Annotated in this window: 12 protein-coding genes and 1 tRNA gene; 10 read left to right on the forward strand and 3 right to left on the reverse strand. The window is 39.4% G+C overall.

Annotation, left to right across the window (positions count from 1 at the left end; genetic code table 11):
• Nucleotides 1–470 precede the first annotated feature (470 nt).
• Both ahcY and ACTHJT_RS04875 read right to left on the reverse strand, forming a co-directional pair.
• Nucleotides 471–1,778, reverse strand: coding sequence for an adenosylhomocysteinase (gene ahcY / locus ACTHJT_RS04870; RefSeq protein ID WP_440236753.1), 1,308 nt, complete (start codon nucleotides 1,776–1,778; stop codon nucleotides 471–473).
• A 189-nt stretch (nucleotides 1,779–1,967) separates the two neighbouring features.
• Nucleotides 1,968–2,729, reverse strand: a complete 762-nt coding sequence (locus ACTHJT_RS04875) for a biotin--[acetyl-CoA-carboxylase] ligase (RefSeq protein ID WP_440236754.1) — start codon at nucleotides 2,727–2,729, stop codon at nucleotides 1,968–1,970.
• A gap of 49 nt (nucleotides 2,730–2,778) precedes the next feature.
• On the opposite strand from ACTHJT_RS04875, the gene rsfS reads away from it, so the two are divergent.
• From rsfS to ACTHJT_RS04910, 7 genes are all read left to right on the forward strand, one after another.
• Nucleotides 2,779–3,156: a ribosome silencing factor gene (gene rsfS, locus ACTHJT_RS04880; RefSeq protein WP_440236756.1), complete on the forward strand. Its 378-nt coding sequence runs from the start codon at nucleotides 2,779–2,781 to the stop codon at nucleotides 3,154–3,156.
• 26 nt (nucleotides 3,157–3,182) lie between these two features.
• Nucleotides 3,183–5,261, forward strand: coding sequence for an ATP-dependent zinc metalloprotease FtsH (ftsH, locus tag ACTHJT_RS04885; RefSeq protein WP_440236758.1), 2,079 nt, complete (start codon nucleotides 3,183–3,185; stop codon nucleotides 5,259–5,261).
• 8 nt (nucleotides 5,262–5,269) lie between these two features.
• A complete protein-coding gene (locus ACTHJT_RS04890) occupies nucleotides 5,270–5,917 on the forward strand; it encodes a LutC/YkgG family protein (protein ID WP_440236760.1) in 648 nt (215 codons plus the stop codon).
• On the forward strand, nucleotides 5,901–6,680 hold the full coding sequence (locus ACTHJT_RS04895) for a UDP-2,3-diacylglucosamine diphosphatase (RefSeq protein WP_440236762.1): 780 nt from the start codon (nucleotides 5,901–5,903) through the stop codon (nucleotides 6,678–6,680). Before ACTHJT_RS04890 ends, ACTHJT_RS04895 begins: the two co-directional genes overlap by 17 nt.
• A complete protein-coding gene (locus tag ACTHJT_RS04900) occupies nucleotides 6,653–7,471 on the forward strand; it encodes a hypothetical protein (RefSeq protein ID WP_440236763.1) in 819 nt (272 codons plus the stop codon). The genes ACTHJT_RS04895 and ACTHJT_RS04900 overlap by 28 nt, the downstream gene beginning before the upstream one ends.
• A gap of 106 nt (nucleotides 7,472–7,577) precedes the next feature.
• The gene (locus ACTHJT_RS04905; RefSeq protein ID WP_440236764.1) at nucleotides 7,578–9,917 is read left to right on the forward strand and encodes a TonB-dependent receptor; all 2,340 of its coding nucleotides are present in this window, start codon (nucleotides 7,578–7,580) and stop codon (nucleotides 9,915–9,917) included.
• 5 nt (nucleotides 9,918–9,922) lie between these two features.
• The gene (locus ACTHJT_RS04910; protein WP_440236765.1) at nucleotides 9,923–10,723 is read left to right on the forward strand and encodes a DUF4249 domain-containing protein; all 801 of its coding nucleotides are present in this window, start codon (nucleotides 9,923–9,925) and stop codon (nucleotides 10,721–10,723) included.
• Here ACTHJT_RS04910 and ACTHJT_RS04915 read toward each other — a convergent pair.
• On the reverse strand, nucleotides 10,717–11,625 hold the full coding sequence (locus ACTHJT_RS04915) for a diacylglycerol/lipid kinase family protein (protein ID WP_440236767.1): 909 nt from the start codon (nucleotides 11,623–11,625) through the stop codon (nucleotides 10,717–10,719). The genes ACTHJT_RS04910 and ACTHJT_RS04915 overlap by 7 nt on opposite strands.
• Nucleotides 11,626–11,910: 285 nt before the next feature.
• Here ACTHJT_RS04915 and ACTHJT_RS04920 point away from each other — a divergent pair, with 285 nt between their 5' ends.
• The 3 genes from ACTHJT_RS04920 to ACTHJT_RS04930 all read left to right on the forward strand — a co-directional run.
• On the forward strand, nucleotides 11,911–12,951 hold the full coding sequence (locus tag ACTHJT_RS04920) for a hypothetical protein (RefSeq protein WP_440236768.1): 1,041 nt from the start codon (nucleotides 11,911–11,913) through the stop codon (nucleotides 12,949–12,951).
• 69 nt (nucleotides 12,952–13,020) lie between these two features.
• Nucleotides 13,021–13,094 (forward strand) — tRNA-Arg (locus ACTHJT_RS04925).
• Between the two features lie 116 nt (nucleotides 13,095–13,210).
• Nucleotides 13,211–13,756 (forward strand): hypothetical protein (locus ACTHJT_RS04930; protein ID WP_440236769.1); only part of this gene is annotated, 546 nt, incomplete at its 3' end.

A 13,756-nucleotide genomic window follows, 5' to 3' on the forward strand; every position in this document is an offset into this window, starting at 1 on the left:
GACGGATTCTTTTTTGGCAGTTATAAATAGAAGATATAATCAACACTAATAAGAAGAGCTCCATGAATATATTCGTTTCCATAGCTGTAAGTGTTTAGGTTTTTAATATTTACTTCAAAGTCATACTTTTTGCTTTAAATAGAACTGTTAATTGCCAAATCCCTTATTTCTGGTTCGGAAAAGCAGAAATAATAAAAAATGAAGATCTGCGACGGTTTACTTGTAATATTTTACCTGATAATCAATTAAACGTTCTCAGTTTTTAAAGGTTTATAAAAAAGAATAAAAATATTAACAATTCTGATTTAGTGGTAATTATGATGTTAAAGCATGAAATTATGTAAATGAAAAGCTTTTAAAGCTTAAAAAAAAGCAATATATTATCTTGTAATAAATAAAATGTATTTAAAACAAAAATCCCCCCGATAGCTATCAGAGGGATTTTGTTTTATAAACTAACAGATCAGGAATTAGTATCTGTATTCGTCGTTTTTATACGGTCCATCTACTTTAACACCGATGTAAGCCGCCTGATCAGCAGATAAAACGTCTAATTCAACGCCAATTTTAGCTAAATGCAGGCGTGCTACTTTTTCATCAAGAGATTTAGGTAAGGTATAAACCTTATTTTCATATTTAGATGAATTTTCCCACAATTCTAACTGAGCGATTACCTGGTTAGAGAATGAGCTTGACATTACAAATGAAGGGTGACCTGTTGCGCAGCCAAGGTTAACCAAACGGCCTTCTGCAAGAATAATTACATCATGACCATCAACATTATAAATATCAACCTGCGGTTTAACAGTAACTTTTGTTGAACCGTAGTTTTTGTTCAGCCAGGCCATATCAATTTCATTATCGAAGTGACCGATGTTACAAACAATCGCTTTATCTTTCATTGATTTGAAATGCTCACCAGTAATGATGTTTTTGTTGCCAGTAGCAGTAACAACGATATCAGCGCGTTTAACAGCGTCAGACATTTTCTTCACTTCATAACCATCCATCGCAGCCTGCAATGCGCAGATCGGATCGATTTCTGTAACAAGTACACGGGCACCAGCGCCTCTTAATGAAGCTGCAGATCCTTTTCCTACATCACCGTAACCAGCCACAACAGCAACTTTACCAGCCATCATAACATCTGTAGCACGACGGATACTGTCTACTAAAGATTCTTTACAGCCGTATTTGTTGTCGAATTTAGATTTAGTAACAGAATCATTGATGTTGATTGCAGGCAGTACTAATGTACCGTTACGCTCTCTGTCTTTCAGGCGAAGCACGCCAGTAGTTGTTTCTTCGGAAATACCACGGATATCTTTTACTAATTCCGGGAAACGGTCTAACACCATGTTTGTTAAATCACCACCATCATCCAGGATCATGTTCAATGGCTTACGATCTTCACCGAAAAATAATGTCTGCTCAATACACCAGTCAAATTCCTGTTCGTTCATACCTTTCCAGGCATAAACAGAAATACCAGCAGCAGCAATAGCAGCAGCAGCATGGTCCTGCGTAGAGAATATATTACAAGATGACCAGGTAACTTCAGCACCTAATTCGATCAATGTTTCGATCAAAACGGCAGTCTGGATTGTCATATGCAAACAACCTGCAACACGCGCACCTTTTAAAGGTTTTGAAGGGCCGAATTCTTTACGGATTGACATTAGACCCGGCATTTCTGCCTCTGCTAATTCAATTTCTTTTCTTCCCCACGCTGCAAGTGAGATGTCTTTTACTTTGTATTTTACAAATGTGTCTACCATTTTTTTAGAAATTTTCCTTTTTGATAATTGTACAAATATAATTTATAAACCCCTGAAGTTCAAATGTTGTTTAAAATTCAAAGATTTTAGATTTTTATTCTGAATCTGGTTTGGAATTTGGATTTATTTACTCAAAAGAGCCACAAAACAGAGGTTAAATAGATTTTATTTGGAAGCTGAAATCAGGCATTACATAAACCGTACTTCTTTAAACTGATACCTGGAGACAGTGCCAGACTCTTTTTCAATAACAAGCGTTCCATTCTCTTCAACACCTTTTATATATCCCATGAAATCGCCTTGGGCATCCTGATAGGCGTGCAAGGTATTGAATGCATATAACCTTTCCTGGTACAGAGCAGATAATTCTTTTTTTGAACCTGCGGCAAGCATCAGGTAATAGGTTTCAATCGATTCGCACAGATAGTCCAAAATCTGTTGCAAAGAGAATGCATGACCAGCTTCCTGCACCATGGATGTTGCAGTTGGCAGCGGAAATGAAGCCTGGTTGACATTTAATCCAATTCCCATTACAATTGAGTGGATCTGTTCGCCGCGTAAGGAATTTTCGATCAGGATACCGCAAACTTTTTTATTTCCAATGTAGATATCATTCGGCCATTTTACGCTGATCTTTTTTTCGGAAAGAAAGTGCTGCAGCGTTTTTGCTATCGCTAAAGAAGCTACTATATTTAAGAAGAAGGAATCGGCAATGCGTAGGTATTCTGGATATAAAATTAAAGAAAATGTCAGATTTGCCTGCGGTTCACTATGCCATGAATTTCCTTGTTGTCCGCGGCCGGCAGTTTGTTCGTTTGTAATGACAATCAAACCATTAACAGCCGATTTGCTTCTGATAAGCAAGCTTGCTTCTGTATTGGTTGAGTGACAGCTTGGCAGAAAGTGGATACTTTTGCCTGTGAATTTGGTATTGGCTAAGTTATTGTACAATGAAATTCTTAATTTTAAGTTAAATTTCGGTAAATAGTATCAAATTCGGGTGATAGAAACAAAAAATAAAACGAAAAAAGCATCATTAGCGGACTTGATCGTTGAAGGGATGCAGGAAAAAAAAGCTCAGAGCATCACAGTAATTGACTTAAGGAAATTAAAAGAGGCTGTAGCAGATTATTTTATCATTTGTTCTGCAAATTCAGATACCCAGGCAGATTCCATTCATGATTCAATCGACGAAATAGTTTTTGCAAACCAGAAACTGCATCCATGGAGAACAGAAGGGGACAAACACAAGGAATGGATTATTGTTGATTATGGAGATGTGGTTGCGCACATTTTCAGAAAAGATAAAAGACCCTTTTATAACCTTGAAGAGTTATGGGGCGATGGCATCATTACCAAAATTGAAAATTTAGATTAGTATTTATTCTTAAAGGATAGAAATATATGAGTGTACCAGAGGATCAAAAAAAGAAGAAAAATCCAATACCCAATCCATCACAGAAAACGAATTATCAGATTTTCCTGATAAGCATATTAATATTAGTTGTTGCGGCTATTGCATTCTTCAGCAATAATGGAGGTGCACACAAAGTTACGAAGAATAAATTCTATGATATGGTTTTAAAGCATGACGTTGAAAAGATCATGCTTGTGAACGACCGTATTGTTGAAATCACTTTGAACAAGGAGGCTATTGAAAGCGGCAGATATGACGATTTGCTGAAAAGAAACAAGAGTCCGCTTTCCGGTGTGTCTTCCGGACCTCAGTTCCAGTTTGAGATACCTCGTTCGTATGACCTCGAAGATAACTACGAAAAGTTTTTAAATGAACATAAGATTCCGGAAAAGGAGCGTGTGCATATCGAAGTAGATAGCGACAGGGCTGAAGTTACAAGTCAACTATTCCAACTAGCATTCTGGATATTAATATTTGTTGGTAGCTGGTTTTTATTCAGACGTGTATCTGGCGGCGGTGCCGGCGGACAGATTTTCAATATCGGAAAATCCAAAGCAGCGTTGTTTGATCAGGACAATAAAGTAAAAATAACATTTGCCGATGTTGCCGGCCTGGATGAAGCAAAAGAAGAAGTAAAAGAGATTGTTGACTTCCTGCGTTTCCCGACAAAATTTACCAAGCTTGGTGGCAAGATTCCTAAAGGTGCATTATTGGTAGGCCCTCCGGGTACAGGTAAAACATTACTTGCGAAAGCCGTTGCCGGTGAAGCGGGTGTTCCGTTCTTCTCTCTGTCAGGTTCTGATTTCGTGGAGATGTTTGTAGGGGTTGGTGCTGCACGTGTGCGTGACTTATTTAAGCAGGCGAAAGAAAAGGCTCCTTGTATCATCTTTATTGATGAGATTGATGCGATCGGCCGGATGAGAGGTAAGGGCGGTCCGATGCCGGGTTCAAACGACGAGCGCGAAAATACATTGAACTCACTATTGGTTGAGATGGATGGTTTCGGAACAGATTCAGGTGTGATCATTCTGGCGGCAACAAACCGTCCGGATGTATTGGATGCTGCATTACTTCGTCCGGGTCGTTTTGACAGAATGATCAGTATTGACAAACCGGATATCGTAGGCAGAGAGCAGATCTTCAAAGTGCATTTGAGACCATTGAAACTGGGGCCTGATGTTGATGCCAAGAAAATTGCCGCACAGACTCCGGGCTTTGCAGGTGCTGAGATCATGAACGTATGTAATGAGGCTGCATTGATTGCTGCCCGAAGAGATAAAACAGAAATTGACATGCAGGATTTTCAGGATGCGATTGATCGTGTGATCGGTGGTCTTGAAAAGAAAACGAAAATTATTTCTCCGGAAGAAAAGAAAATCGTGGCTTATCACGAAGCTGGTCACGCTGTGGCTGGCTGGTTCCTGGAACACGCAGATCCATTGGTGAAGGTAAGTATTGTACCACGTGGTATTGCAGCTTTAGGTTATGCGCAATATTTACCGAAAGAGCAGTTCCTGTATACCGTAGAACAGTTGACAGATGAAATGTGCATGGCACTTGGCGGCCGTGCTGCAGAAGATATCATCTTCGGTAAAATTTCAACGGGTGCATTGAGCGATCTGGAACGTATTACAAAAATGGCGTACGGAATGGTTTCTATCTATGGTATGAACGATAAGATCGGAAACATTTCTTTCTACGATTCCAAAGGTGGCGAGTATTCATTCAACAAGCCATACTCTGAATCAACAGCACAGACAATTGATGAAGAGGTTCGCAACATTGTGAATGAAGCATACCAGAGAACGAAGAAGTTGCTGATGGAGAAACATGCTGAGCTTGAAATTGTAGCGAAACAATTGTTAGAGAAAGAAATTCTTTTCCAGACAGATCTGGAAAAACTAATTGGCAAACGTCCTTTTGATACAGAAACAACTTACCAGGCATTTACAAATAAGGTGGATTCACCTCAACCGATGCCGGATGTTATTCCTGATCCTGTGAAGCAGGAAGGGAACGAAGGTTCGTCTACGTATTCAAGAAACGAAGGTAATTACAATAAATAATCTTCTTAATGGCTCTTAATCCTTCCAAAGAAGCAATTTTAAAAAGAATTCGTCAGGGACTTACGCGTAGAAATACGTTGCCCCCTGAACCGAATTTTACAGCAGATATTTATACAAAGTCTGAAGAAGAAGACTTGTCTGTGGTATTTGCGCATCAGTTCCTACATCATAAAGGAGAATTTTACTTTGTAGAAAATGAAACGGAATTATGTGCAGAGATTTCTAAAGTAGCTTCCATAAAAGGATTCAAAAATATTTTTGTCTGGGAGAAAGCATTGATCGACATGCTTTCTCCTTCGGCATTATCATTTGAAACCAGCGAGAAAAATTTTACAGAAGCAGGCGTTGGTATCACAACCTGTAATGCGTTGATCGCACGTACCGGAAGTGTACTGATCAGTTCTTCTGAATTATCAGGCAGACGCCTGTCCATTTATCCGCACGTTCATGTGGTGATTGCAAAAACATCACAATTGGTTTATGACATCAAGGATGGACTGGAGAAAATGAAAGCACAGTACGGTTCAAACCTGCCTTCCATGATTTGTCTGGAAACAGGGCCGAGCCGCACGGCTGATATTGAAAAAACACTTGTCCTGGGTGCACATGGCCCAAAAGAATTACTAGTCTTTTTAATCGATGATTCGTCAAATTGAGTCCGTCCAGGCAGATAAAAAAATATATTTCCTGTCTGATTTTCATTTAGGCGTACCCACAGAGGAAGAAAGTCTGAAAAGAGAAAGAAAGATCATTCGCTTCCTTGATTCTATTACTTCACAGGCGCAAGCTATTTTTTTACTGGGCGATATTTTCGACTTCTGGTTTGAATACAAGCATGTTATTCCTAAAGGTTTTGTGCGTTTGCAGGGAAAGATTGCACAGATCACAGATGCGGGCATTCCGGTATATGTATACACCGGCAACCATGATCTGTGGATGTTTGGTTACCTGGATAAAGAATTAGGTGTAACAGTTTTTCACAATCCGGTGGATTGGGAAATTGGCGGCAAGAAATTTCTGATCGGCCATGGCGATGGGCTAGGGCCGGGAGACACGGTGTATAAGCTTACTAAAAAAGTATTTGTAAATCCCTTTTTTCAATGGGTGTTTAAAATGACACCACCCGCTATTGGCATGGGAATAGCAAAATTCTGGTCCGGTAAAAGTCGTCAGCATAATTCAGACGATCGGTTTTTGGAAGAAAAAGAGTTTTTGTGGCAATATTGTAAGCAGCAAAACGTCATTAAGGAAAGAGATTATTATATATTCGGGCATCGCCATCTACCGTTGGACCTAAAGGTTGGGGAGCATGCCAGATATGTAAATATCGGAGATTGGATTATCTTTAATACCTATGCAGAATTTGATGGCCATACGCTAAAGCTCATATCATGGAACGAATCAGCCGATTTACAATAGCCCTTTTTTTATTTTTATGTTATCACCTGAGTGATGCTCAGGTGTTAAAGGCATTAAACACAGTCAAGATTCCCGGACACATCGGCTGCATTTCTTCTGATCCATATGAATTTGTTTATTTATCGGATGTCAATGGAAATATTTATAAGATTGATTCGTTAGGTAAACAGTTTGTGATGGCATCACCTCCAAGACGCGGCCAGATCACATCTATTGAAGCCTATCGCAATGTCAATATATTTGTTTTCTACAGTGAATATCAGGTATATTATTATTACGACCGTTTTCTGAATCAATCACAATCATTAACATTTGCTAACACGGATATTGGTTTTGCGCGTATTGCAACACCATCCCTCGACCAGAATGTGTGGCTGGTAGATGATCAGGACTTTAGTTTGAAAAAATATAATTCAACCTATTTTTCAATAGATATAAAAACCCCCTTGGATCTCATTATTGATCCTGAACAGTACAATATGAATTTCATGCGCGAGTATCAGAATTTATTATTTATAAATGATGCAAACTCAGGTGTGTTAATATTTGATAACATGGGAAATTATAAAACCCGCATACCTGTGAAAGACCTTAATTATATTAGCTTTTCAGGCGATGATCTGGTCTATGTAAAAGATGGAAGTTTATATTTAATTAATATATATACTTATAAAGAACGGAAATATACAAATGCTTTATTGAAAGATGCAACTTCTGCAATCCTCATTAAAAACCAACTCTATGTCACCGTTAAGGATACTTTGTTTATATATTTTTTCAAAGAGAATTAATTAACTAGTAGGGGTAAAGTAATTTTGTATTGTCTTTAATATGATTTTATTTTAAGATTATTTTCAGGTACATCCATAAACAGTATTAATTAATACATATAATACAATGAAATATTTAATAAGCCTGTTAGCGTTTTTTGTTTTTAGTCTGACATATTCAAACGCTCAAACCAAATACACTGTATCGGGAAAGGTAGTAGATTCAACGGGAGCGCCGCTGGTAGGTGCAATTGTAAAAACAAGTGATGGCAGTGCAGGTACGGCTACTGATGGAGACGGCGTATTCAAACTTTTACTTCCTGCCGGGAAGCATACAATTGTTATTTCATATTTAGGATATGAAGAACAAAGTCAAACGGTTGTTGTAAGTAAGAATACAACTGTCAACGTCACAATGAAAGAAGATGAAGATGCAGCTCCTGAAATTGTTATTACGGATAAAGCGCCCAATGAAAATGTAACCGATACAAAGATGGGGGCAACAGAAGTAACAGTAGAAGAAATCAAAACATTGCCGGCTCTTTTTGGTGAAGTGGATATTGTAAAAAATATTCAGACACTGCCTGGTGTGCAGGTTGCGGGAGATGGTAATACCGGCTTGTATGTACGGGGTGGTGGTGCTGATCAGAACCTGATTCTTGTTGATGAGGCGCCTGTATACAATGCATCACATTTATTCGGGATCTTCTCGATCTTCAACGCGGATGCTGTAAAAAGCGCAGAGTTGCATAAAGCAGGTATTCCATCCCAATACGGCGGAAGATTATCTTCTTTACTGGATGTGAACCTGAGAGCAAGCAATGCAAAAAGATTTTCCGTACAGGGCGGTATCGGGATTATTGCAAGCCGTTTAACATTGGAAGGCCCGTTTGCGAAAGGTAAAGGTTCCTTTATTGTTTCTGGAAGAAGATCATATGCCGACCTGTTTTTATTATTGTCTTCTAATCCGGAAACGAGAAAAAATAAACTGTATTTCTATGACCTGAATGGTAAAGTAACTTACCAGTTCAATAAGAACAACAGCATGTACATCTCTTCTTATTATGGAAAAGATAAATTCAAATTCGGCGGCTTGTTTGCAAACGACTGGGGAAACTTTACAGTTACGGCCAATTGGAATCACATCTTTTCTGATAAAGTTTTCTTAAACACCATCTACACCCATTCAGAATACAGATACTTATTGGGTTTGGATTTTGGCGTACAGGCATTTGATTTTAAAACAGGCATCACAGAAAATTCAGTGAAACAGATTTATCAGTATGTGCCTTCACCAAGACACAATGTCATTTTCGGATGGTCAGTAACGCAACGTAAATACAATCCGGGAGAGTTTACGCCATCATCAGACAATTCAATATTCATCCCGACTATCCTGCCCAAGAATCATTCCCTCGAAGGAGCATTGTATGTATCCAACAAACAAAAGCTCACCGAAAATTTATCACTTGATTATGGATTGAGATTAAACATGTTTAACCTGATGGGTACAGGCACGATTTACAGCTATGGCGGAGATCCGGTGAATAGCCCGACAACAGATACGACCTATTATAAGAAAGGACAGGTTATTAAAACGTTCTGGGGATTGGAACCAAGGATTGCTGCGCGCTACATGCTGGATGAACAGTCTTCTGTAAAAATCGGTTTCAACAGAAATTACCAATACATTCACCAGATCTCAAATTCCTTGTCGCCGGTGCCATTTGATGTGTGGCAGCCAAGTAATGATTATTTCAAACCTGAAGCAGTAAATCAATATTCAGCAGGTTACTTCAGAAATTTAAAAGACAATACTTTTGAAACTTCCATTGAAGGATATTATAAATCCTATTCCAATTCCATTGACTTTATTGACAATGCAAACCTGATCCTGAATCCGCAGATTGAAACACAGGCTTCCATTGGTAAGGCATGGAGTTATGGTGCTGAATTCTTTTTGAAGAAAAAGAAAGGTAAGCTTACAGGCTGGGTGAGTTATACCTTGTCATGGAGCTACAAAAAAATAGATGGCATCAACAACGGTGAAAAATATTTTGCGGGCTATGACAGAAGACATAGTTTGAATGTAATCGGTTCGTATAAATTAACGGAACGTTTAACATTAGGCGGGCAGTTTGTATTCGGAACCGGCCGTCCGATCGGACTTCCAAACGGAGGTTATGCCATTGATTATTTCTGGCTGGGTGTTTATCCGGAACGTAATTCTTACCGTTTGCCAAGTTACCATCGTCTGGATGTTTCGTTAACACTGGATCAACGCAAAAAAGAAGGCCGCAGATGGGAAGGCAGCTGGAGCTTCTCGATCTACAACATATATGGCTTTGCCCATATCAACCCATGGACAGTTATTGCGCAGACAAATAAAGATACAGGAAACCAGGAGTATGTTGCTATTTACTTTCCGGCACCAATTCCATCTGTAACCTATAATTTTAAATTCTAATTAAGATGAAAAATATATTATTGATTTTAATTCCGCTTCTAACTTTCTCTTGTCAGAAGGTCATTGATATCAGCCCGAAGGCAGGTGAACAGAAAGTGATTATTCAAGGCTATCTGTTTGCGGATTCAACGGTTAAAGTAATTGTAACTAAATCGACCGATTATTTATCAACCACACCCCCGCCGCACATAGCGTCGGCAGTGATCACACTGAGTGACAACCATGGTGCTACTGAAGTACTGACATGGAACCCGATAAAAATGCAGCACGAATCTGCCACCATGAAAGGTGTAGTTGGTGATACTTATACATTAAAAGTTGAACTGGAAGGCAAGACGTACAACTCAACATCTGTGTTGCCGGATTTGTCGGATATTGATTCAATCACAGTAACCAAAGAGCCTGCTCAGCCACCGTTCATCGAGGAAGGTTATTATATGAAATTGTATGCAACGATTCCGGTAAATCAAAAATTGTATTATTTATTTAAAGGTTATGCAAATGATTCACTATTGAATGATGTCAATAATATTAACTACGCGAACAACGATAATCTGAATGGTGAGATCAAAGGTATCAATATGGGTTATGAATATGAAGTAGGGGAGGAAGCTAAACTGGAAATTTATTCTCTTACAAAAGCAGCCTATGATTTTTACAATGCTGCCAGTTTACAATTAAATAACGACGGAGGTTTCTTCTCAACACCGCCGGCAAACGTGCCGAGTATGTTTGATAACGATGCCGTAGGTTTATTTCAATGTTCTAAAATACAGGTGGCCAAAACAGAAGTATTGGCTCAATAGCGGATCACGGCTGGCGTAAGTACACGCAAAGATGTTGGTTCGCAGCGTACAATAATCATTTTATCCAACAGAACAGGGTCTCCATCAATGTGTGCAGGCCCTGTTTCATTTTTAGAGATTTCCAGCTGATGAAATAAAACATGCGTGATGTCTTTATCATCAGTAAGTTTTTTGGTGAACAGCTTGTAAATTTTTTCCAGCGCCTGAATCACGTTTACAGGTTTCATCAACACCAGGTTCAGTTGCTGGTCCGTAAGGGAAGCATCCGGCGCAATGAAAGCATTGTTCCCGAACTGGTTTGAATTGGCAAAAGATGTCAATAAAAATGTGCCGGTAATTTTTTCTTTGTTATCAACACGGATGGTAAGGAAATCACCTTTATACGAACGCACTTTCCGGATAAATGCTTTGGTATAGGTTTTTAATCCGCGTGTAGGTAATTCATCAAATACTTTACTTACCTGCGCATCAAGTCCGATGCCTGCAGTGCAAAAGAAAGGCTTGCCGTTTATATTGCCGCTGTCGATGGTTGTTATTACGAAGTTGTTCAGCAGGTCAATGGCTTTGGTAACATCCAACGGAATCTGCAAATGCCTTGCGAGGCCGTTGCCTGAACCCATCGGTATAATGCCCAGGCTTGATTCGGTATATAAAAGCGAAGAAGCGATCTCATTCATGGTACCATCGCCGCCTACAGAAATAATGTAAGGGATTTTATGCTGAACAGCTTCAGCGGCAATCTCGCGCCCATGCCCCGCGTAACGCGTAAGCACGATCCGGATTTTATTTTTTTCAACCCTTAATGTCTGGTATATCAGCTCAGGAATATTTTGTTTCTGCGCCGTCCCTGAAATCGGATTGATGATGAATAAGAACTGAATATCTGAATGGAGGTCCTGCATGCGGCGTAAAGATAGGAATGTTGGCGGGAATTATAAATTATGAATGGTGAATTATAAATTATGAATATTCCCGGCGCTAGAATTAGCGTAGCGGTGACTGGTGACCATTATTCAGTAATCATTGACTACATTATTAAATGCTCTTCTCTAATAACCGATCACCCGTTGTCTTTTTCATTGTCTAGTACCTAGTAACTAATACCTGACAACTAGGTATTTCTAACTGTCTACTGACCACTATTTTTTCTTATCTTGTATGCCACAAACATTGTATAGGCATTTGTAATGGCTGAAATTTCTAAAAAGAAAATCGTTTATAAGATCGGTAAACCTTTGCGCAAGTACCTGCACCAGTTTGATCGTGAACAGAGGGTGCCACTTTCTTACCAGGATCTGACGCGTTTTACAAGCCGTATTTCCCTGAAAGACCGCAATGGGAAAGATACCCTCTGGGATAGTGTCTATTACAGCAATGCTGATATGGCAGAGATTTACGACGGACTGAAAAGGATCTATGCGATCCTTAAGATCGGTGGAGATTTAAGCGTTACAGAACATTTGTTCATTGACCGTATCGACCTTTGTGTGTACGGGAACACCAAGCCTTTCCGTGTGCGGGTAGTGAACCGGATCAACGACAACTACGATTATTTTTATGTGAAGGTGGCGGATGCATCGCGCGTGTATGGCCTGGAGCTGGAGCATATCCTTTCGCCCAACAACATCAGCTATTTGATTGATGGCGATACACTGATTGAAGATCACATTGTCGGTATTCCCGGCGATATGTTCATCAAACAATATCTGCAGTTAATGAACCTGAATAAGATTCGCCTGGCCAAGGAGTTTGTAAAGTTTAACGAACGCTGCTTTATCCGTTTGCTGGGTGATATGCATTCCAGCAATTACGTGATTGAGATGACCCCCGACTTTGAAGAGTTCCACTACCGGCTGCGGGCGATTGATTTTGACCAGCAGTGTTATGAAGGCGCAAAATGGGTCTATCTGCCCCAGTTCTTTAAACAAAATAATGCGCTGATTGATATTGTAAAGGAGGTTTTGAGCGAAGAAAGTATCCAGCAGTACCAGTTAGAGGAGCGTGCCATGATGGCTTCGCGTTTACGGGCAAATAAATACCGGATCAAAGGACTTTGGGATGCCGTTATCCAGGATACGATAGCCCCGGAATCGCATGTGGAAAAATTGAAAAACGAGCTGGCAAAACACTACAATGACCCTGATTTTCTGAAGTGTAAGCAAATGGGTGCCATCATCCGGACGAGCTTATACCGCCTGTTAAAAGATACCCGCGTGCGTAAAAAATAGCTTTTTTCGCAGGGATACTTGTTTCCGAACAGAAAGATATGTACTTTTGCACTCCCCAATAAGGGAACTGGCCTTGTAGCTCAATTGAATAGAGCATCTGATTACGGCTCAGAAGGTTTCAGGTTTGAATCCTGACAAGGTCACTAAGTCACGCATACCGCGTGACTTTTTTTTATGTCTTTTTGAAGCCCTCATCTACACCATCAGTTACTTCCCTGTAAGAAATCGCATAAATGATCATTTAATAAAATAATCATTTATGAAAGCTGTAGCGTCAATCTTTTTCTTAATAATCTTTTCAGGCTGTGGAGTAAAAAAAGATAACAGTATAAATCGAGAAGAGTCTTTAAAAAATAAAACAGAAGGTGAGTTTTATCCGATTGATTCGGCACTATTTGAAGATCCTTGTAAGAAAGAAGTTGCCGATGCAATTACTTATCGGGGAACGATCTCCTACCAAATCAAAGATATGGCTGTTGCAGAAAAGAAAATGACACAAATACTGGAAGTAATCCATGCGGGTGATCCCGAAACAAGAAATGAAGAGATGCAGAATGGAGTATTGCGTAAAAGGTTTGAATATAATATTCCCGCAGAATCTTTTCTTGCCCTGGAAAAAAAGCTTGACTCCGTATTAGGAAGACCGGTTTATAAAAATATTAATACGAACGAAATAAGTAATGAATATCTGTTTGAAAATCTGGCAGAAGAACAGCAGACCTATAAGATATGCGTCGCCAGATATAATAATACACATACACCATTTCAGGAAAAGAATGAATTATTACTCCAGATCAAAAGCAGC

It is taken from the genome of Cytophaga sp. (assembly GCF_051961495.1).
Classification (GTDB): Bacteria; Bacteroidota; Bacteroidia; order Cytophagales; family Cytophagaceae; genus Cytophaga.